Below are 20725 nucleotides of genomic sequence, written 5' to 3'. Positions count from 1 at the left end.
GAATGGGGTTCAAGGGGTCGCTAGTTCAAATCTAGTCATCCCGACCAGAATTTCAGGGAGCTGTGATGGTGAGTCACGGCTCCCTTTTCTGTTAAAATTTTTCCGCTCAGGCCTCTCTTCCCGCCGCGCCGTCTTTTCTCGTGCCGCAGGGCCTCTCAGAGTCATCTCGCGCCTCGCTTCCCGCGGACGCGTTGCGTCGTTCCTTGCCTGTCTTTTTCTGCATGCCCTTGTTCGTCAGCCCCGGTGTCTGCGGAAAAGTCAATCCTGTCTGCAAAAAAGAGGGGAAGATGCGCCCTGGAAAAATGTTTTGGGGGCTTTTCCACGATGCTCGAAACGATTCAGCCGCACGAAGGGCTGCCGCACCAAAAGGTCGGCGCATCGAGAGACGCGGCTTTCGGCAATCAGATGTTGGCGTCGCCGGATATGCCGTTTTTCCCCCACCGGAACCATGCGCGCTGTTTCAACGGCCTCCTCGTCACGCCTGGCTCTCTCCCCTTCTTCCTGACCAGACTTCCCCAAAACTCACGGCATGCCGGAGGGGGTGCGCCGTATCGGCATTTTCGCACTGCTCCATATTCTGCAAGATGTTGTCCAGCTCTTTCCTGTTCGCATCGCTCAATAATACCGGATAACACGCCTTCCGCCACGGGCGAACATAAGAAACTTGCCGACGACCGCGCCGTTTCTGGCGTCAAGTTCTCCTGAAAATATCACGTCACATGCCATTTCCCCTTCGAAAGACAACGAAATTCTCCATCTCCGGTCGACGCGCCAACGTTTCCCGAGCTTTTGCCCTGCGGGAAACATTGTATTTTTCGAGCGGATTGCGTATATTCTCCCCATCTTTCACGAGGTCGCACCATGACTGCATCTTTCCGTACCCTCCGCTTTTTGCTGCTTATTTTTGTCATTATTTTTCTCTCCGTGGGCGGAGAAGCCCGGGCGCAGGAAAAAATATGGCGGGTCATTTACGTGGAAGGCGGCCCCTTCTCCAACTATCAGCAGACGCTCGCCCAGACGGCCCGCGGACTGGAAAAGCTGGGACTTATCGACAACGGTCAGGTTGCCGTGCCGGAAAATACGGAATCGACCACCGAGATGTGGCTGTGGCTGGCCGACAACGCCCGGGGACGCATTCGCTTTCTCCGCGACGGGCACTACTCCGCCGACTGGGACGCCTCGGCCCGTCAGCACATGAAGGAAGCCATCATCGACCGCGTGCGCAACCGCAAGGACGTGGACATGATTATTGCCATGGGCACGTGGAGCGGCCTCGACATGAGCTCGGAAGATCTGGGCGTGCCCGTCTTCTCCATGAGCGTGACCGACGCCGTGACCGCAGGTATTGTGAAGTCCGCCGACGATTCCGGCAAAGACAACGTGCATGCCCAGCTCGAACCCGGACGCTTCCGCCGCCAGATTTCCATGTTTCACGAAATCTTCCACTTCAAAAAGCTGGGCGTGCCTTTTGAGGACACCCCGGAAGGCCGCAACACCGCCGCCATGGCAGAAATCGAAAAGACGGCCGCCGAGCTGGGCATAGAACTGGTGCTCCGTTCCGCGCCGCTCGATCTGCCCGACGCAGATCAGGCCTTCCGCAATCTCAAGCAATGCGTTGAAGAGCTTTCCAAAGAATCCGACGCCATTTATCTCACCTATACCTCAACGCCCATGGAAAAGATTCCCGAACTCATGGAGCCCATTATTGAAGCCGGACTTCCGTCCTTTGCGCAGGCCGGTCCGCAGCTTGTGGAATACGGCGTGCTCATGAGTCTGGCCCAGGCCAGCTTTGCCGACATCGGGCAGTTTGAGGCCGAATCCATCGCCGCCGTGGTTCACGGCAAAAAGCCCCGTGAAGTCAATCAGATTTTTGAGCCGGAACTCGGACTTGCCATCAATCTGAAAACGGCCATGCGCATAGGCTGGAATCCCCCTCTGGACATTCTCGCCGCCGTTGATGAAATCTATCAGCAGATTCCGGCGGCTCGATAATGACGCAGCTTCCCCTTCGCAGAATTCTTGCCGGCGGCGTTCTCGCGCTGTTGTGCGCACAGCTTCTGTACGGAGCGCTCATGCTCTCCGCGCTCTACAAACAGTACCAAGAGCCGGTGTTTCAGATCAACGGCCTCGTCTGTCAGGACATCGCCGATCATCTCGGTCTTCTCGTGCGCGTAGGCAAGAGTCTGCGCCCACAGACCGTGGAACGCTTTCTCTCGCACTACCGCACCAGAACCGAAGCGGACAACATCGCCGTTGCCGATGCTTCGGGCCGGATCATTCATCAGTGGAAGGACGACGGCTCTTCCACTCTGACGGTGCCGGCCGGAGCTTCCCCCGTGTTCGGAGAGGTGCGCAAGTTTTCCACCGACGACGACTTCTGGACCTCCTGTCCCATCAGGGGAAGAAACGGCGTGGTGAGCGGTCATGTGTTCATGGCTCTCGACAAGGCTCGCATTTCCGCACTGCTCTCCGAGGCCGCCCGCGGGCAGCTCGCGCTCTTTTTCGGCGTCACGCTGGGAGAATGCCTGCTGCTTGCCCTGCTCCTGCATCGTTTTGCCTTCCCCAGGCAGCACTCCTCTCCCAAAAAGTTTTCCGTTCTTCTGCGCGCCTGCTTCATGATTCCCCTTGTGGCCGGACAGATTCTCATTCTCTGTCTGCTCTACTCGCCCCTGTCACGGCTGTACGAAACGGAAATGACGCATGCCGGAACGCAGCTCGCCCGTCAGATGACCTGGGATCTGGAACGCCTTGCCGGCATGGGACTCCCCGTCAGCGGCGTACACGGCCTTGATTCCTGGATGATGGAGCGCCAGAAGCAGATTTCCACCCTGGGCATGGCGGTGTTCGACGTTACGGGAAAACTGCACGCCGCGGCTGACGCGCAGGGCACTCTTTCCGAAGGGGAATGGAAAAAACGCAGCGCCGAGCACGCGCCTGTAACGCTTGTGATGCGCCATCCGGACGACGGCGCGCCCATCGGCAGCGTGCAGGTCATCATGAATCCCGCCACGGCAACCGCCAATCTGCGCTCCGTCATGCTGGACAACCTGACCATGACGGTGGTGGCGGCGCTGTTTCTCTCCGAACTGCTGTTTTTGCTGCTCATGAGCCGCAAGGGCGCAACCGCCATGTCCCGATCGCCGGAATTCATGCGGCCCATCATTTTCGCGTGTCTGTTCGCAACGGAAATGTCCATGTCCTACGTGCCCATATGCATCGGCGAGCTGGGACTTGATCTTTTCGGCCTGCCGCCCGACGTGGTTTCCGGGCTGCCGGTATCCTGCGAACTGTTCATGGCCGGACTTGCCATGTTTGCGGGCGGATTCTGGAGTCAGAAGTCCGGCTGGAGGCCCATGCTGCTCGCCGGTCTCGCGCTGGCATGCCTCGGCTCCTGCGCAAGCTGGCTTTCATCCTCGGCCCTGCCCTTCATTCTGGCCCGCGGCATGTCCGGCCTCGGATACGGCTTCATCAACCTTTCCGCGCAGGTCTTCGTCATCGCGCATTCTTCGGAAGACAGCCGGGCCCGCAATCTGGCCTTCATGTTTGCAGGGCTCTATGCGGGTTCCCTGTGCGGCAGCACCATGGGCGGACTCATCGCCGACCGACTGGGCTATCACGCCGTGTTCCCTGCCTCCGCCGTCATGCTCGCGCTTACCGCAGTCGCCCTGTTCCGACTTCTTCCCCGCGAACCGTGGAAGAGCGAAGAAAACGAGTCCGCCCGCCTCAGCCTGCGCGAAACGCTCTCCTTCTTCTTCGACCGGCGCATGGGCGCGCTTCTGGCGTTCTTCATTATTCCCAACGCGCTCATCACCGTGTGCCTGTTCCAGTTCTTCATGCCTCTCTCCCTGAGTCAGGCCGGAACGTCTCCTGCCACCATCGGCCGAGTGTTTCTCCTTTACTGCATCATCGTCATGTTCGCCGGACCGGCCCTGGGATCGCTGCTCGACAAAACCAGACGCATGGAACGTCCGCTCTTTCTTTCCATGCTCATCGTTTCGCTCAGCGTCGTGGCGCTGGTGGTCTTCCACGGCATTGCCGCCGCCGTGATCAGCATGGCGCTTCTTGCCCTGAACACCTCCATCGCCGCCAACGGCCAGGGCCCCTACGCCCTTTCGCTTCCTGCGGCGCAGCGCTTCGGCCGAGCCCGCACCATGGGCTTCTACAACGTGGCCATGCGCGTGGGACAGGTACTCGGCCCCCTGAGCCTCGGCATCATGATGTCCGTGTGGAACGCGCAAACCGGTCTCACCATTCTTGCGGTCTTCACGCTCTGCTGCGCCCTGCTTTTTGCGGCGCTCAGCTTTTCCCGCAAGACTCATTCACAGGAATCCTGATGCCCCGTCTGTTCATACGTCCCGCCGCATTGAGGCATAATCTCGCCGTGGTCAGCGAACGCTGCCATCAGGCGGGAGCCTCGTGCATGTTCGTATTCAAGGAAGCGCCGCTGCATCCGCAGCTTGTCGCCGACATCCTTCGTGGAAGCTCGGTGCGCAGGCTCGGCCTTGTGGCCTGGCCGCATCACGCCTTTCCCCGACCAAGCGGCGTGGAAATCCATCACGTCTATGCGCCCTCTCCCCTGTGTGCAGCCGAGGCATCCGAATGCGACGCCGTGTACGTCAATTCCCGTTTCGTCGTCCGAACGCTGGCGCAGGCGCGACGTCGCACGCCGCAGTTCCGCATCTCGCTGGAAGTCGGAGACGGCAGAGACGGAGTTCTGCCGGAAGAGCTTCCCGCCCTGAGCGAAGAAATCAGGCGCTGCGGCTTTCCCCTGCGCGGGATCAGCGTCAATTTCGCCTGCCTGAGCTCGGAAGCGCCGGGACAGGCACAGCTTGCCTGCGCCCTCAACGCGCTCGATTCCATCCGTCCCCTCTGCCTGCCGGACGCCGACATTTCCGCAGGCGGCACGGACATGCTGGAATTTGCCGAACACGACAGTCTTCCCCCGGACGTGCGGGAAATCCGCTGCGGAACCGGAGTAACGCTCGGCTTGTATCCGCTTTCCGGCCACGCCGTTCCCGACGCCAGACAGGACGCCTTCCGTCTGGAAACCACGGTGCTGGAATGCCGCGTCAAGAAAGGCCGCCTCATGGCGCTCGTCGATACGGGCACCTTTCACACCGCGCCGGAATGCCTGATTCCGCCTTTTCCCGACATGGCGTACGCCGGGGCATCCTCCGCATACGCCGCCTTCGACGTCACGAACTGCCCGGAACGCGTGCGCGAGGGCATGACTCTTTCCTTCGGTCTGGATTACCACGCGCTTTCCCGGGCGCTCTCGTCGCAGGGACTTGTTCTCGTCAAGGAGGACTCATGAACGATTTTCTCATACGCAGCGCCGGTTCCGACGATCTGGACGAACTCGTCCGTCTGGAAAAGGCCGTGGAACAGCGCCTGCCGAGCCGCGACATGTTTGCCACGGACGACAGGGAATTCTACGAACCCATCATCGAGGGCGCAGGTCATATTCTTCTTGCCTTTGACGGCGAAAACAAACTCGCCGGAGCAAGCGTCATACGCTTTCCCGCTCCCGACGATCCGGAAAATCTCGGCCGTTCGATGTCTCTTCCCGAAAGCGCGCTGGCCGACGTGCGGCATCTGGAATCGGTCTTCGTCCGACCGGACATCCGCGGGAAAGGACTGGCGGAAAGACTGATCCGCGAAAACATGCGTCTCACCGAACACTGTGGCCGCACCATTTCCATGTCTACGGTGTGGCCGGGGAACGCCGCCAGTCTCCGACTCCATATCCGTCTCGGCCTGTACCTCCGGGGTTTCGCCCTGAAATACGGCGGCAAGCCGCGCTACATTCTCATGAGCGGGGGCACTCCTGCAAAAGACGCCGAGCCGGAACTTGCCGACGCGCTGGACACGGCGCGCAGCTGTGAGCTGCTGAAGGCCGGACTTGCCGGCACGGCCGTGCGCCCGCTGCCGGACGGCGAACACGCCGCCGTGGAGTATCGCCCTCTCATCTTCTCCTGAAAACGCCGCTCTGCTTCCCCGAAACAGGCAGAACGGCAACGCCGCGTCTGCGGCACCCCACCCGCGCCAAAAACGCGCGAAAACTTGTGCGGCCGCTGTCCGCGCTCCGGGGCTCTTCTCGCCAAACGAGGGCCCGACTTTGCCTGACTGAGCTGGAAAACTACTCCCCAGAACTGGTTACGCAAAAAAGTCCCGACGCGTCGGCCCGGCCGCAGCGAGCCCATCCCGCCCTTGCGCCGCACAATGACGGAGCGCAGCCTTTTTCGGCGGGCACGGAGAGCGACGCCGCTCTCCGTGCCTTCCATCAAAAGACAACTTTCCCCGCCGCTCCGACTTTTGCCGCAAGAATCGAGCTCTGCCGGATCACTCGGGCGCGCGACGGAAACAGAGCATGGTGATGTCGTCCGACTGCGGGGCCTTGCCGCGATACTTCTTCACCGCCGTCATCACGCCGTGCAGCACCTCGTCGGGAGAAGCCCCGCGCAACTGTTCCAGCGTGGCGGCAATGCGCTCTTCACCAAAGAGTTCCAGCTTTTCGTTCATGGCTTCGGAAACGCCGTCGGTGTACAGCAGGCAATATTCGCCGGGCGCAATCACGGCGTGACACGCCTCGTAGTCGAGTCCCTGCATCGCGCCGACCAGCGGGCCGCTGGTTTCCGTGAGCATGCGCACCGGGACGTCGGCATTCGGATTCACCACAAAGGGCGGACAATGCGCGCCGCTGGCGTAGTCCAGACGCCCCGTTGCAGGATCAAAAAGTCCGATGAACAGCGTGACGAACATGCAGGAAGGATTATTTTCCGCAAGGCGCTCATTGATGCGCAGCATGGCTTCCGAGCATGACAGGCCCTCCGCCAGCGCATAACGCACCAGCGTGACCGTCATGGACATGAACAGCGCCGCGGACACGCCCTTGTCCGACACGTCGCCGATGACCACGGCCTGCCGACCATCCGGCGCGGTGAAGAAGTCGTACAGATCTCCGCCCACTTCCTTGGCCGGCTCCAGAAACGCCGCCGCCGAGTAGCCGAGACTTTTCGGCGCGCCGTCCGGCGGAGGCAGTATGCCCATCTGAATGTCGTGGGCGGCGTTCAGCTCGCCCTGCAACCGCTGACGAACGGCCAGCGTGTCCACCAGGCGGCGGATGTTCTCATCCAGCGCCTTGACCATGTGCGCAAAGGCTCCGGCAAGCTGCCCCACTTCATCCTTTCTGTCCACGGGCAGGCCTTCCACGATGTCGTCGGAAAAGCCCACGCCGCGTTCGGAACTGAAATCCTCGCGGGCTATCTCCCCGGCCCTGCGCGTAAGCAGACGCAGCGGCGCAATGATGCGCATGGTCAGCACCAGCATGAGCATGAGACTCAGCGCCAGCAGCACGGCCGCCACCGCAAACAGATGACGGGTCAGCATTTCCGCAGGGCCGTTGATGGCGCTCAGCGGAATGGCCGCCGCCACATACCAGTCCATGGCCTTGAAATAAGCCAGACGGTACAGCACGGGATTTTCCGAGCCTTCCGTGTCGCCTTCCTGCGCCTGTCCCCTGCCCGCCAGCTCCAGAACAGCCCTGGGAATCGACGAGAGCTGCATGGGCTCGCCCTTGCCCGCCAGCACGCGCCCGTCGGACGAAACCACGGAAATGGACGCTCCCCGACTCAGCTCCAGCGTGTCCAGACGCTCCTGAATGCCGAGTGCCATGCGGCTTTCCAACTGCTTCCGACTCTTTTCCGCGTCGGCCACGGGCGCAGCCAGCACCAGCGTGCCCCTGTTCCGCACAGGCATGAAGCAGACAAGCACGGGCAATTCCTGTCCGCCCTCCCCGGGCACGCGCACAACCGCAAACTGACCGTCTGCCACCGCCTCGCGATGCGCCAGCATGGAACGCGTGGACTGCCCCTTGAAATCCTGCCTTCCGTCTGCCAGAACAAGATCCGTCAGGCTGCCCCCGAGCTCGGCCCGGCCGTACATGTCGTAAAAGGCAAGGCTCAGCCCCTCGGCGTTCAGCGCCGCGCTCCAGCGCTCAAGACTGATCTTTTCCCCGTTGCCGTGCTCCTGCAACAGCATGTCGCGCATCATGACGGCATACTGACGCAGATCCTTCTTTGACTGCAGCACTGACTCCACCTCGGAAGTCAACAGGTTCAGATACCGGACGCTGAGCCCGTCCTCCACCAGCATGACGGTGTTGACAAAGGCTTCTCTTTCCCTCTCCATGCCGCTTTCCAGCAGGCTCGCCCGGCTGAACAGTATGATGGGCACGGCCGCCAGACTGATGGCCGCCCCGACCAGAAGAAACAACTTGCTGCGCAGGGAAAAGTTCATAAATTTTCCTCCGCCATGCGCTGGAGCTTCTTGCGCAGTCCCTCGCGGGTGATGCCGAGCAGTTCCGCAGCCTTCACCTTGCGTCCGCCCGCCTCTTCCAGCGCTCGGCGAATGAGCATCGCTTCCGCCTTCTGAAGATTGAGCGGCAGCTCCTCGAGTCCCCGCCTGACGGCGTTTTCCTGACGACACAGGTATTCCCTGCCCGCTTCCGACTCCAGAATGCGGCCGGACAAATGGGAAAGCTCCACCACGTTGCCCGGCGTGAGCGCGGCGGCGCGCTTCATTTCATTGTTCAGCTCACGCACGTTGCCCGGCCAGGCGTAGCGCAGCAGAAGACCCTGCACCGCCGGGGAAAGCGAAAGCCGCTCCCGGCCCATTTCCGCGCAGTAGCGCTCAAGAAAAGACTGCGCCAGCAGCAGAATGTCGTCTCCGCGCTCGCAAAGCGGCGGCAGACGCAGCTCCACCACGTTGACGCGATAGAAAAGATCCTCGCGAAAACGCCCTTCCTTCACGGCCTGTTCCAGATTGACGTTGGTGGCGGACACCAGAAGAATGTCCACGGGAACAGGATGCGCGCTGCCCACGCGCACGACTTCCCGCTGCTCCAGCACGCGCAGCAGCTTGGCCTGATTGGCAAGACTCATTTCCGCAAGCTCGTCGAGAAACAGGGTGCCGCCGCTCGCTTCCTCTATCAGCCCCTTACGGGAGGAAACTCCCGTGGCCACGCCCTTTTCTATACCGAACATGGCGCTTTCAAAAAGCGTGTCCGGTATGGCCGTGCAGTTCACGGCAATGAACGGCCCGCGGCTGCGCGGCGACTGATGATGCAGGTATCGGGCGAGCACTTCCTTGCCCGTGCCCGTCGGCCCCAGAATGAGCGTGTTGATGGGACGACGCGCAATGGAGCGCGCGAGCTCGAACACCCGGCGCATGGGCTCGCTCTGACCGATGATGCCGTTTCCCGGCGAATACAGCGCTTCCACGCTCTTCTGCAGCTCGTCGTTCTTCTGCACGAGCACCTTGTGCAGCGCCTCAAGTTCGGCGTTCTTCGTTCTGAGCTGCTGAATGAGCTGCGAATTCTGAAACTCACGAGCCTCCACGCGCACCAGCATCATGCCGAAGGCCTCGGCCAGACGCACCAGCTCGTCCGGGCCGGAGCCCGCGCGCGTAAGATCAAAGAGCCTGTCCGTATCGGCATGCTGTCCCAGAGCCAGCGCCCCGCAAAGATCCGTCAGCAACGGCAGCAGACAGTCCGTCTTCTTTTCCTCCACCGTCACAATCTCCTTATTTTTGTTCCAGGCTCTGCACCCAGCGCAGAACTTCGGCCACAGGACCTATGAGATCCTGGGGAATATACGCATTTTCCGTGCCGTCCCGATACAGCGCCCGGGCCAGAGGCACGTTGCGCATGATGGGAATGCCCTCCTGCTTTGCCACTTCCATCATGCGCTTTGCCAGCAATCCTTCGCCCTTGGCCAGCACCACGGGAAGCGGCGTTCTGTTCTTTTCATAATCCAGGGCCACGGCATAATGGGTGGGGTTGGTCACGAGCACCTTCGCCTTTCTTACGTTGTCGAGAGAGTTCTGGGCAAGCATTTCCTTGTGAAGCTGCTTGCGCTTGCTCTTGATGTGCGGGTCTCCCTCGCTTTCCTTGAATTCCCGCTTGACTTCGTCCTTGCTCATCATGTGATTCTGATTGTACTTGTAACGCTGATACAGATAATCCAGCGCCGCAATGACGCAGAACGCTCCGGCGGCGGTGAGCACCAGAGAATTGACCGCCGCGCCGACCACGGTCCACATGGCTCCTATGCCGCTTTCGGGCATGCCGAACAGCATGGGCAGGTACTTTTTAAGAATGAAGAACACCACGCCGCCGAGCACGCCCACCTTGATGAGATTCTTGACGAGCTCAAACAGGTTCTTCATGGAAAACACCTTCTGGAACCACTTCTTGGGATCCAGGTTTTCCAGCTTGGGCATGGCGGCCTTGAAGGCGAAGAGCACGCCCGTCTGCGCCAGCGTTCCCGCCAGGGCCACGCCCATGACTATGCCCACCACCGGAGCCACCAGCATGACCGAGGAATGCACGACCAGAGGCACCGCCCTGGCCATGGCCTCATGAAAAGGCAGCGTGATGAACTCCATGGGCAGAAGCACCATGTCCCTGAGCAGAGAAAAAATGTTCCCCGCATTGGCGGCAAGATAGACCCCGACCGCCAGTGTGGTAAGCGCGGGAGCAATGTCCTGACTCCGGCACACATCGCCCTTTTCCCGGGCTTCGCGCAATCGTTTCGGTGTCGGCTGTTCTGTTTTTTCGTCGCTCATGGCAGCAGCACCTGCAGATAGCGCAAATCGGAACCGAAGGAGTCAAACATGCTCACCGCTCCGGTCATGAGCATGCTGAAATAGAAAATAAGCAGCAGAGAGGCAAGACCGCTCTTCACGGGCATGGCCAGCACGTACACGTTGAGCTGCGAGGCGAAGCGGTTGATGAGGCCGAGCGAAATGTCGGTGAGCAGACAGGCCACCACCACGGGCCCGGAAAGCAGCACCATGTCCAGGGCAAGATCGCTCACCTTTTTCGCAAAAAAGAGCGGCAGCGTCGGCTGCTGGAAAAACGTCGACGGCAGCAGTGACGCGACCGGCCAGAATTCATAGCTGGCGTACACCACGCCGAGAAAGGTCAGGAACGCTCCCGTGGAGAAGAACACGTACACGGCGCTCTGAAAAAAGAAGGAACCTGTGGGCGACGTCTGCTCTCCGGCCAGCGGATCGGTTTCCGTGGCCTGTCCCGCGCCGCGCTGGTTGTCGATGAAGAAGCCCGCACACTGGATGGTCCAGAACATCATGCCCACAAGAAAGCCCATGAGCATGCCGAGAAACACTTCCTTGGCAATGAGCGCCCCCACATGCAGGCCCGAAGCGAGCGACAGCCCTTCCCAGAGCGGAATCTGAGCCAGCAGCATGGGGTGCAGCACCAGGTAGCAGGCCAGCACGATGGTGAAGCGAAGCTGCCCCGTCACCAGCGTGCCGCCCATGAACGGCGCCGTCTGCATGAGCATGAAAAGACGCGGCGTTCCCAGAAGAAACGCCAGAAGATGCTCCTGCAGCGAATATCCCCAGAACAGACCGGTATCCAAAACTCCTCGCTCCCCAAACTTTTCCGGCTTCTGCGCCCGCGCGCCCGTCTGCGCCTCACGTCAGAAGGCCGTCAGCGCCGCTCTGCCCGCAGCGTGGCCCTTCCGGTACTGCCGCGCCCTTTCCGAGCCGCGCATCAGACGCCGCACCCTTCACAGCAGATAAAAACGGGTAAAGATTTCATCCGCATAGCGCAGTATCTGCCCCGACATCCAGCCGCCCAGCAAAAACAGCGTCAGCACCACGGCAATGAGCTTCACGCCGAAGGTGAGCGTCTGCTCCTGAAGCTGCGTCACCGCCTGCACGAGGCTGAGCACAATGCCGATGACCGACGCGATGACGATGGGCGGCAGAGAAATCACAAGCACCAGATACAGCGCCTGCGAGGCATAATCCATGGCAATGCTGTTCATGCCCTTTCCCCTATATTCTGATGCGGCTCACGGGCTGCACCGAAATTTCCGGCGTCACTTCCTGATAGGCCATGACGGGCAGCTCGTAATACTTGCTTTCGATAAGACGCCGCACATAGCGCCGGATGTCCATGGACGCCATGAGCACGGGTTTCTGCGTGCTGCCCTTGTACTTGCCCGCGGCCTCGCCCACCGCCTGAACGATGCGCTGCGACGTGTTCGGATCCAGCGACAGGAACGCGCCCGCCGACGTCTGCCGGATGGCCTTGCGTATGGTTTCCTCCAGCGAGGGATCCATGAGTATGGCCGGAAGCATGTTCTGCCCGCGAGAATACATATAGCTTATCTGACGCTTGAGGGCGCTGCGTACGTATTCCGTGAGCATGACCACGTCCTTTTCCTTGGGGCTCCATTCAATGAGCGCCTCAAGAATGCTGCGCAGATCGCGGATGGAAATCTGTTCCTGCACCAGACGCTGGAATATTTCCGCAATGCGCTGCACGGGCAGAAGACGCGTCACCTCGCGCACCAGATCGGGAGCGCGTTCCTCCATGCGGTCGAGCAGGTATTTGCTCTCCTGCATGCCGAGGAAGCTCGACGCGTGCCGCGAAAGCAGCAGAGAAAGATGATAGGCCAGAATGCGTGCATGCGGCATGCAGCTTATGCCCGCCTGGTCCAGACGCGCCATGTCGGCCTCGGCCACCCACAGCGGATCCACGTCGGGCAGGAAGGGCTCGCCTTCCCGGTACGAGACGCCGAGCAGGTCCAGATTGACCTTCTTCTCCCGCACGATGACCATGCCCTTTTCCAGCTTGCCCCGCGCCATGGGAATCTCATTGAGATTGAGCACGTAGCCCAGCGAGGGAAGCGAAGGGTTCGGACGGATGTTGATGCCGGGGAACGGCACGCCGAGATCGAAGTACAGCGCGCGGCGAAGTCCGGAAAGTTCGCTGTTAAGCGAATCGTAATCCATGGATTCCCCGATGTCCGGCGCGATGTCCAGAATGATGGGAATGGTGGGCGCAAAATCGTCCTGCGGGCCGGAAGCGGATCTGGGCTTTTTCTTCTCCGCCGCCGGAGCCAGGGAACGGGCCAGTTCCGCCTTGCCGTCCGGCTTTTCGGGGGCCGAGGCCAGGCGTTCGAGCACGTAGCCGAAGCCGCCCACGGCAAACGCCAGGGTGAAAAGCTGCGGCTTGGGGAATCCCGGAATGAGCGCAAAAAGGAAAATGAGTCCGCCCGCCATCTGCAGCGCCTTGGGCTGAGCAAAGAACTGCTGGCCTATCTGCGCGCCCACGTTGTCGTCGCTGTCGCCGGAACGGGTGATGAGAATGCCGGCCGAAATGGACACCAGAAGCGACGGAATCTGCGAAACCAGACCGTCGCCGATGGTGAGGATGCCGTAGGTGTGCAGGGCCTCGCCGGCCGTCATGCCGTGCTGCGTGATGCCGATGATGGTGCCGCCCACAATGTTGATGACGGCAATGATCATGCCCGCGATGCTGTCGCCCTTGACGAACTTCATGGCGCCGTCCATGGCGCCGTACATCTGGCTTTCGAGCTGCACGCGGTTGCGCCGCACCTGCGCCTCTTCCATGTCTATGACGCCGGCGCGCATGTCGGCGTCGATGGACATCTGCTTGCCGGGCATGGCGTCCAGCGTGAAGCGCGCGCCCACTTCGGCCACGCGTTCCGCGCCCTTGGCGATGACGAGAAACTGCACGATGGTGAGAATGACGAACACCACCGCGCCCACCACGAAGTTGCCGCCGAGCGCAAAGTCGCCGAACGTGAAAATGATCTCGCCCGCGTCGGCCTGAAGCAGAATAAGACGGGTGGTCGTGATGTTCAGACCCACGCGAAAAAGCGTGGTGAACAGGAGCATGGTGGGAAACGAGGAAAAATCCAGCGCCGTCTTCACGTACATGGACATCATGAGCATGAGAAACGACAGGGTCATGTTCACGCCGATGAGCGTATCCACGAGGGGCGTGGGCAGGGGCACGATCATAAGCGCCACAACGACGACCAGCAGCATCACCATGGTGATGTCGTTGTGACGGGTCATCAGTCTGACCCCGAGCGAGGCCTTGTCCATCAGACTCATGCGTTCTTTCCTCCTCCGGCGAGGAACAGATATTCATCAAGCGCCGCGCGGGCCTCTTCCTTTCTGCCTTCGAGCCAGAAGGCCTGCGCCTTCATGAGATGCAGCACCGCCTGACGGGAAGAGAGCGGCCCGCCGCTCATGGCTCCGCGCAGAGCTTCGAGCGCCGCCGCGCCGTCGCCCGCGCTTATGGCCACCGCCGCCACGCCCGCAAGCGCCAGCCTGTCGGGATGCTCCCGAGGCGCAAGCGCGGCCAGCGCGGCATAGATTCTGCCGGCGCGCTCTTCCTGCCCCATGCGCAGCATCATGTACGCCAGCACGTGAAGCGTCTTCTTCTCGTTTTCCTTCAGCACGACAGGCTCAGCCTCCTATCATCAGACCAAGATAGGCCTGCAAGAGCTGACCGTTCTGAAGCAGCGGCTCCAGCTCCTTCGACACCATTTCGCGAACGGCCGGGTCAGAGTTGTCCGCAAGATCCTTCACGCATTCGTGCAGGGATTCGGAAAACGCCTCGGGGCTCAGCATGGAGCCGTCGCCCACATCCGGGCAGAGCGCCCGTTCCATGAGCTGCCACGCGTTGTTCGGCGCATAGAGCTCCTCAAGGCCGGGTTCGCTGAGCGCGTTGGAAGCCAGCTCCCTCGCCCGCGGAAGATTGTCGGGATCCGGCATGTCCATGACATGCTGAATGCCCAGAGACGAATCAAGAAGATTGACAGGTAACGGCATAATTCATGCACCTCCAGACAAATCGCGAAACCGGCCTACAGCGCCCCGCGCAGAAGTTCCGCCAGAAAACGCAGCGCGTTCTCCAGACCCGCCGACGTGACGGCGTTCTCCTCCATGCGCGTGAGCAGAACGGCCCTGCCGGAAAACGCTCCGGCAAATACCGGCATGGGATAGCCGTGCCTGTAGTCGCAAAGCTCCAGCAGACGCCTCGTCGCGCCCCCGTCGGGCACGGGCAGCGGCGCAGCCACATACACAAGGAGCTCGCCCGCTCCCGCCTTCTCCTGACGCTCCAGATAAAGACTGCCCACGTTCTCGATGTCCAGCCGCGCGACGCCTTCCGAAGACAGCGCAAGGCGCTCCAGACCGAGTCTGCGGCCGAAGGCTTCTATTTCATAGTCCAGCATGGCGTCATCCTTCCTGTTTGGCCAGGTACTCGTCTTCGCGCTCAATAGCCCGGTCCACGGCCTCCTGTACGGCGTCGAGCACCTTCATGCGGCCCTGATCGTCGTCGAAAAGCGCCGAGGGAAACTTTCTCGCCGTGCTCAGAAGCTCCTGCAAAAAGAGCACTTCTCTTTCTATATCAGGCGCTCCGGCCTTGGCAAGAATGCTTTCTATCTGCGCAGCGCCTATGAAGCGCATTTCCCGAAGTCCCACAATGCTCCCGAGCAGATCCATGGCCGTGAGTCCGCCTTCGCGCGGCGGCACGCCATGCACCCTGTGCCAGCGATCCATCATGGTCTCGCACAGGCGATAGGCGCTCTGCGTCAGCCGCACCTTGCCGAGCGTTTCATGCACGCTCTCCAGATGCCGTACTCCCATGCTCGGCTCGTCGGACGCCATATCCGCACTGAGCGCGGAAAAAAGAAAGTCCATGGCCTTGTCGAAATCGCCGCCGTACTTTTCCATCACGTGGGCGAACACCTCGTTGACCGAAGCAAACTCGCACACCGTGCGGCGGTAAAAATCGCGCATTTCGTCGCTGCCGCCGAGATCCCTGAATCTCGCCGACGCCAGCGCGCCCTGAACGCCCGCCCGTATGGCCGGACCTTCCCGCTCCTCAAGCTCGGCAACGGCGGCGTCCACATCCCTGCGCAACGCCTCGTCGGCTCCCTCGCTCTGCAGCTCTTCCTGCATCTGCCTGAGAGCCGCCCACGCGTCCGAGGGATCGGGAAAATACTCCCGCACCTTGTCCAGCGCGCGACGCGAATCCGCCCGGGTGTGCAGACTGTCGCGCAGCTGATTGAGCTGCTCGCTCTTGCCGGCCTCGTGCATGAGCTCCTGATAAAGCTTGACGCGATCCTCTTCCGACTTCTTTATCTTGTCCCGCTCCTTGCGTTCTTCAAGCTCGAAATCGTCCGTCGTGTCGGCAGAGAACGTCAGTTCTTCCGCGGCATCGGCCAAAAGAGACTCAGGCGAGGGCTGCTGAACAACGGCGTTCCCCATAAAGGCGCCCTTCGCTGCGGAGCTTTCCGTATGTCGAACCTGTTCGGCCGTAGAAAAGGCCCCTGATATGGAATTTATAGGCATGCTGTGCGCTCCTGTATATACTTATCAATGCAAGTATCGTGCCAGAAAGCAGTGTTGCGCTCATTTATGCTCGGCGCATTTGCGATTGCAACCGGTCGGCGCCTTTGGTAGTATGTCGAAAACGAGGGTGCATGGCAACTCTTTTCCCATGAACGCCAAAAAAATTGGCATTTCCTCATGGAGCCGACGAGCACCTTTCCTCCATCCTCCCGCCGACAGGCCGCATTCCCATTTTGGCATGCTTCTTGCATAATAGTTAGCGAACCGCAAACATGCAAAAGCGGTGCCCATACTTAAGGAGTTCATCATGGCTTTTACCGAACAGGATCTGAAAAATCAGCAGCAGGAAATCTCCCGCCTTGCCGACGAACTTTCCAAACTCAACGCCGTCTTCGCCCAGCAGAAAAAAATCCTCGGCTTTGCCGAAGATCAGCCCGTCACCGTTGACGCTTCGGAAATGACGCCCGAACTGGAACGCGCCATGGCCGAAGCCACCGAACGCGCAAAGCGCGAAGGCGAAGCCAGAGCCGCCCAGGCCAGAACGACCTCCAATTCCGGCAGCTGCTGCGCCGGTCGCGGACGCCGGGGCGCGGTACGAATCTGAACCGGGCGTCAGAAAGGCAATACAATAATGAAAATTACCAGTTCCGGCCTTCTCGGCTCCATCACGGGCAACATCGACCTCGGCACCGGCGACGCGCAGACGATATTTGCCAAGCTTCAGCTCGCGCAGGCCGAAAAGTGCAAGAAGCTCATCGAAAGCATCATGCACGACGTCGAGGAAATCCAGAGCGAACAGAAGGCTTGCGGCACCATGATCGAAAAGGCGAGGGAACTGCAGAGCCAGGCCCAGGCCAGCGGCGCAAGCACCGAAATGCCCGCCGACATGGTGCAGTACTTCAAGGAGCACGGTCTGTCCTGTGCCGCTGACGGCAACAGCAACACGTGCGACGCCGCTCAGTGGAACGCCAACCTGACATCGCTGACCAGCTATCAGAATCAGCTTGCCGACAAGGCTCGGCCTCTCATAAACGTTCTGCAGAGCTATACCGGGCAGTACAGCGCCCATCTGCAGGATACAGGCGGGCAGTCCACAGAACAATAGACCGCCTGCGCTTCCCTCAGCGGAAGCACGGATGCGGTCACAACAGCCCGGTTCACAACTTTTGAAAAACGACAGGAAGATATCATGTCTCAGGTAAACAGCACCAGTTCTCTTTCCTCCATCATGAACCTCATCGACCTCGGCCCCACCGGCAGCGTGCAGATGATGTTCGCCAAGCTCCAGCTCGCGCAGTCCGAAATCTGCAAGTCGCAGGCCACGGACTACATGAAGCAGATCGAAGACATCCAGAACGAACAGAAAGAATGCGCCGAAATGATCGAACGCGCCAGAGAGCTCCAGAATACCGCCAAGGCCGACAATAAGAACACCGAAATGCCCGCCGACATGGTGAAGTATTTCGATGATCATAACCTGTCCTACGACACGGACGGCAAGGACAACAAGCACAGCGCCGATCAGTGGGACTACAACCTGAAGTCGCTGACCAACTATCAGGAACAGATAGGCAACAAGACGCAGACCCTCATGGTGTATCTGCAGGACTTCATCGGGCAGTACAACTCCTATCTGCAGGGCGCGAACACGCAGATCTCCAACGCCAACCAGACCCTCACCAGCCTGGCCCGCGGACAGTAGGCCGCCCCGCTCCCCAATCGACGTCGGGCGCGGTCTGATCGGCTCACAACTTTTGAGAACAACAGGAAGGCATCATGTCACAGGTATCTGGAACCAATTCTCTTTCCTCCATCATGGACGCCATCGATCTCGGCCCCACCGGCAGCGTTCAGATGATGTTCGCCAAGCTTCAGCTTGCGCAGTCCGAAATCTGCAAGGCGCAGGCCACGGACTACATGAAGCAGATCGAAGACATCCAGAACGAACAGAAAGAATGCGCCGAAATGATCGAACAGGCCAGGAAGCTCCAGAACGACGCCAAAACCGGAAAGGGCAACTGCCCCTGGGACAAAAAGGCGTCCATGATGCCCCAGGAAATGGCGGACTACTTCAAGAAGCATAATCTGAGCTACGACACCACCGGCAACGATCTGGCCCACAACCCCGACGAATGGGACTACAACCTGAAGTCGCTGACCAACTATCAGGAGCAGATAGGCAACAAGACGCAGACGCTCATGGTCTATCTGCAGGACTTCATCGGACAGTACAACTCCTACTTGCAGGGTGCGAACACCCAGATTTCCAACGCCAACCAGACCCTCACCAGCCTGGCCCGGGGGCAGTAGGCCGCTTCGCTTCCGCATCCGGCTTCAGACGCGGCCTGATCCGCTCACAACTTTTGAGAACAACAGGAAGATATCATGTCACAGGTATCTGGAACCAATTCTCTTTCCTCCATCATGGACGCCATCGACCTCGGTCCCACCGGCAGCGTTCAGATGATGTTCGCCAAGCTCCAGCTCGCGCAGTCCGAAATCTGCAAGGCGCAGGCCACGGACTACATGAAGCAGATCGAGGAAATTCAGAACGAACAGAAAGAATGCGCCGAAATGATCGAACAGGCCCGCAACTGTCAGCAGATGGGCAGCAACGGCGAAGGCGTAGGCAAAACCAGCATCAGCGGCACCAAGACCACCGGCAAGGACTGCTACCCCATGTCGCAGGAACTTGTCGATTTCATGAATGAGCGCGGACTCAGCTTTCCCAACAACGACAAGGACTACATCCTCGGCAAGGACGAGTGGGACTACGCGCTGAAATCGCTGACCAACTATCAGGAAACCGTGGGCAACAAGACGCAGACCCTCATGGTGTATCTGCAGGACTTCATCGGGCAGTACAACTCCTATCTGCAGGGCGCAAACACCCAGATTTCCAACGCGAACCAGACCCTGACCAATCTGGCCCGCGGTCAGTAGGCCGCCCCGATTCCGACGCCTTTTTCTCAAGTTAACCTTCTTACCCTAAAAAGGGATCACGCCATGGCCGACAACACTCCCCTCAGCGACAGCGACATCGCCACCATCATCAGTGCTCTGAACAAGGGCGCCAGCATCGGCGACGTGTGCAACGTGACGGACGAACAGATAGAATCTCTCTATGCGCTTGCCTACAATCTCTATACCTCCGGCAACTTTGCCGACGCCGGAACCGTGTTTCAGGCTCTGTGCCTGTACCGGCACAAGGAAGTCCGCTTCTGGATGGGACTTGCCGGCTGCCGTCAGGCGCAGGGAGATCTGAAGGGAGCCGTCGACGCCTACGCCATGGCCGGAACCGCCGGTCTGCTGGCCGATCCCACGCCCTTCCTCTTTGCCGCCAAATGCTACATTCAGCTCGGCGACAGGGAAAACGCCGTGGGCGCCCTCAAGGGTCTGCTCACGCTGGGCGATGAAAACAATCCCGCACACGCGGATTGCCACAAGAAGGCCCGCGCGCTGCTCACCATGCTCAATGCAAGCGAGTAAATCATGGTCGATTTCAATCCCATCAGCTCCTATAATCCGCTCTCTTCCACCGGCGGGGTAAATTCCCAGAAAACCGAAGCCACCGGAGCTTCCGGCACCGACTCCCCCCTTGTCCTCGACCCTAAGAACGAGGAACTTCAGAACCTTCTTGCCGAACTCGGCCTGCCCGAGATTCCCCTCTCCTCCAGCCCGCTTTCCCTCGACACGCTGATCAACGCCCTCGGCGACGACGTGCGCCGTCAGGCCTGCCGCGACGGCGTGTCCAGCCTGGAGCTCAAGGCGGAACAGCAGGCGGAAGTCAATGAAAAGGAACTGCAGGAAATTGCCGACCGTCTGGAAGAAATGAAGAAGAAATCCGTGCTCAACGGCTTTCTCAAGGCCTTCAAGATCATCGGCGCCATCGTGGGAGCCATCGCCTCCGTGGCGAGCATCGTGGCCGGCGCGCTGACGGCCAACCCGCTGCTCATTGCCGCGGGCGCGGTCGGCCTGGTCACCACCGTGGACAGCGTGGTATCCCTCGCGTCCGACGGCAAGTACAGCATCGCCGCCGGCTTCACGGAACTCGGCAAAAAACTGGGCATGAGCGACGAAGCCGCCCAGTGGTTCGGCTTCGGCATGAACATGGCCATCATGCTGGTCTCCATAGGCGTCAGCCTCGGTGCTGGCTTTGCCTCCAGCGCCGGAAGCCTGGCCAGCGTCGGCAGTCAGGCCGCGCAGAAGGCCGCACAGATCACGTCTCTGGCCTCCAAGATCACCAACATCGCCTCCGGCATCACCAACACCGCCACGGGCGCAGCCACCATTGCCGGAGCCGTCATCGACTACAAGATCTCGAGCAGTCAGGCGGACAGCAAGGAACTTGAAGCCATTCTGGAACGTCTGCGCGAGGCCATCCAGATGGACAGGGATCTCGTGGAAGCGGAAATGACGCGGGCCAACGACCTCATGACCAAGGTCAGGGAAATCGTCGGGGAATGCGCGGAAACGCAGAGCACCATTCTGGGCGCCTCCCCCGCCATGGCCTGATCGG

At 60.3% G+C, this 20725-nt stretch carries 21 protein-coding genes; 11 read left to right on the top strand and 10 right to left on the bottom strand.

Annotated features, from left to right (window positions below):
- The first annotated feature begins 861 nt into the window (after positions 1-861).
- The 4 genes from Q0K02_RS06105 to Q0K02_RS06090 are packed head-to-tail and all read left to right on the top strand — an operon-like array spanning position 862 to position 5979.
- The gene (locus Q0K02_RS06105) at positions 862-1992 is read left to right on the top strand and encodes an ABC transporter substrate binding protein (RefSeq protein WP_294486116.1); all 1131 of its coding nucleotides are present in this window, start codon (positions 862-864) and stop codon (positions 1990-1992) included.
- Positions 1992-4334, top strand: coding sequence for an MFS transporter (locus Q0K02_RS06100; protein ID WP_294486114.1), 2343 nt, complete (start codon positions 1992-1994; stop codon positions 4332-4334). Before Q0K02_RS06105 ends, Q0K02_RS06100 begins: the two co-directional genes overlap by 1 nt.
- Positions 4334-5314 (top strand): alanine racemase, encoded by a 981-nt coding sequence (locus Q0K02_RS06095; protein WP_294486109.1) that lies wholly within the window; start codon positions 4334-4336, stop codon positions 5312-5314. Before Q0K02_RS06100 ends, Q0K02_RS06095 begins: the two co-directional genes overlap by 1 nt.
- Entirely contained in the window at positions 5311-5979 is a 669-nt protein-coding gene (locus Q0K02_RS06090; protein ID WP_294486106.1) for a GNAT family N-acetyltransferase, read from the top strand. The genes Q0K02_RS06095 and Q0K02_RS06090 overlap by 4 nt, the downstream gene beginning before the upstream one ends.
- A gap of 363 nt (positions 5980-6342) precedes the next feature.
- Here the strand turns inward: Q0K02_RS06090 and Q0K02_RS06085 are convergent, their stop codons facing one another.
- The 10 genes from Q0K02_RS06085 to sctW form a co-directional block, all read right to left on the bottom strand.
- On the bottom strand, positions 6343-8298 hold the full coding sequence (locus Q0K02_RS06085; protein WP_294486104.1) for a SpoIIE family protein phosphatase: 1956 nt from the start codon (positions 8296-8298) through the stop codon (positions 6343-6345).
- A complete protein-coding gene (locus Q0K02_RS06080; protein ID WP_294486102.1) occupies positions 8295-9575 on the bottom strand; it encodes a sigma-54 dependent transcriptional regulator in 1281 nt (426 codons plus the stop codon). Before Q0K02_RS06080 ends, Q0K02_RS06085 begins: the two co-directional genes overlap by 4 nt.
- Positions 9576-9582: 7 nt before the next feature.
- Positions 9583-10626: a type III secretion system export apparatus subunit SctU gene (gene sctU, locus Q0K02_RS06075; protein ID WP_294486099.1), complete on the bottom strand. Its 1044-nt coding sequence runs from the start codon at positions 10624-10626 to the stop codon at positions 9583-9585.
- Positions 10623-11441 carry a type III secretion system export apparatus subunit SctT gene (sctT, locus tag Q0K02_RS06070; RefSeq protein WP_294486095.1) on the bottom strand — a complete coding sequence of 273 codons (819 nt, stop codon included), beginning with the start codon at positions 11439-11441 and terminating at the stop codon, positions 10623-10625. Before sctT ends, sctU begins: the two co-directional genes overlap by 4 nt.
- Positions 11442-11591: 150 nt before the next feature.
- Positions 11592-11852: a type III secretion system export apparatus subunit SctS gene (sctS, locus tag Q0K02_RS06065; RefSeq protein ID WP_294486092.1), complete on the bottom strand. Its 261-nt coding sequence runs from the start codon at positions 11850-11852 to the stop codon at positions 11592-11594.
- Positions 11853-11862: 10 nt separating this feature from the next.
- Positions 11863-13956 carry a type III secretion system export apparatus subunit SctV gene (sctV, locus tag Q0K02_RS06060; protein WP_294486089.1) on the bottom strand — a complete coding sequence of 698 codons (2094 nt, stop codon included), beginning with the start codon at positions 13954-13956 and terminating at the stop codon, positions 11863-11865.
- On the bottom strand, positions 13953-14306 hold the full coding sequence (locus tag Q0K02_RS06055) for a hypothetical protein (RefSeq protein ID WP_294486087.1): 354 nt from the start codon (positions 14304-14306) through the stop codon (positions 13953-13955). The genes sctV and Q0K02_RS06055 overlap by 4 nt, the downstream gene beginning before the upstream one ends.
- A 7-nt stretch (positions 14307-14313) precedes the next feature.
- On the bottom strand, positions 14314-14679 hold the full coding sequence (locus Q0K02_RS06050) for a type III secretion protein (protein ID WP_294486083.1): 366 nt from the start codon (positions 14677-14679) through the stop codon (positions 14314-14316).
- Positions 14680-14714: 35 nt separating this feature from the next.
- A complete protein-coding gene (locus tag Q0K02_RS06045) occupies positions 14715-15083 on the bottom strand; it encodes a CesT family type III secretion system chaperone (RefSeq protein WP_294486080.1) in 369 nt (122 codons plus the stop codon).
- A gap of 4 nt (positions 15084-15087) precedes the next feature.
- Positions 15088-16122, bottom strand: coding sequence for a type III secretion system gatekeeper subunit SctW (sctW, locus tag Q0K02_RS06040; protein ID WP_294486077.1), 1035 nt, complete (start codon positions 16120-16122; stop codon positions 15088-15090).
- Positions 16123-16513: 391 nt separating this feature from the next.
- Here sctW and Q0K02_RS06035 point away from each other — a divergent pair, with 391 nt between their 5' ends.
- The 7 genes from Q0K02_RS06035 to Q0K02_RS06005 all read left to right on the top strand — a co-directional run bounded on the left by Q0K02_RS06035 (position 16514) and on the right by Q0K02_RS06005 (position 20721).
- The gene (locus Q0K02_RS06035; RefSeq protein WP_294486074.1) at positions 16514-16810 is read left to right on the top strand and encodes a hypothetical protein; all 297 of its coding nucleotides are present in this window, start codon (positions 16514-16516) and stop codon (positions 16808-16810) included.
- Positions 16811-16837: 27 nt separating this feature from the next.
- A complete protein-coding gene (locus Q0K02_RS06030) occupies positions 16838-17311 on the top strand; it encodes a hypothetical protein (protein ID WP_294486071.1) in 474 nt (157 codons plus the stop codon).
- An 84-nt stretch (positions 17312-17395) separates the two neighbouring features.
- Positions 17396-17908, top strand: coding sequence for a hypothetical protein (locus Q0K02_RS06025; protein WP_294486068.1), 513 nt, complete (start codon positions 17396-17398; stop codon positions 17906-17908).
- Between the two features lie 74 nt (positions 17909-17982).
- Positions 17983-18516 (top strand): hypothetical protein, encoded by a 534-nt coding sequence (locus Q0K02_RS06020; RefSeq protein ID WP_294486065.1) that lies wholly within the window; start codon positions 17983-17985, stop codon positions 18514-18516.
- A gap of 75 nt (positions 18517-18591) precedes the next feature.
- A complete protein-coding gene (locus Q0K02_RS06015; RefSeq protein ID WP_294486062.1) occupies positions 18592-19149 on the top strand; it encodes a USH1C-binding protein 1 in 558 nt (185 codons plus the stop codon).
- Positions 19150-19212: 63 nt separating this feature from the next.
- Positions 19213-19695: a SycD/LcrH family type III secretion system chaperone gene (locus tag Q0K02_RS06010; protein WP_294486059.1), complete on the top strand. Its 483-nt coding sequence runs from the start codon at positions 19213-19215 to the stop codon at positions 19693-19695.
- A gap of 3 nt (positions 19696-19698) precedes the next feature.
- Positions 19699-20721, top strand: coding sequence for a type III secretion system protein (locus Q0K02_RS06005; RefSeq protein WP_294486056.1), 1023 nt, complete (start codon positions 19699-19701; stop codon positions 20719-20721).
- Positions 20722-20725: the final 4 nt, after the last annotated feature.

It is taken from the genome of uncultured Mailhella sp., from assembly GCF_944324995.1.
GTDB lineage: Bacteria > Desulfobacterota > Desulfovibrionia > Desulfovibrionales > Desulfovibrionaceae > Mailhella.
This window is presented reverse-complemented; position numbering and strand designations above follow the sequence as displayed.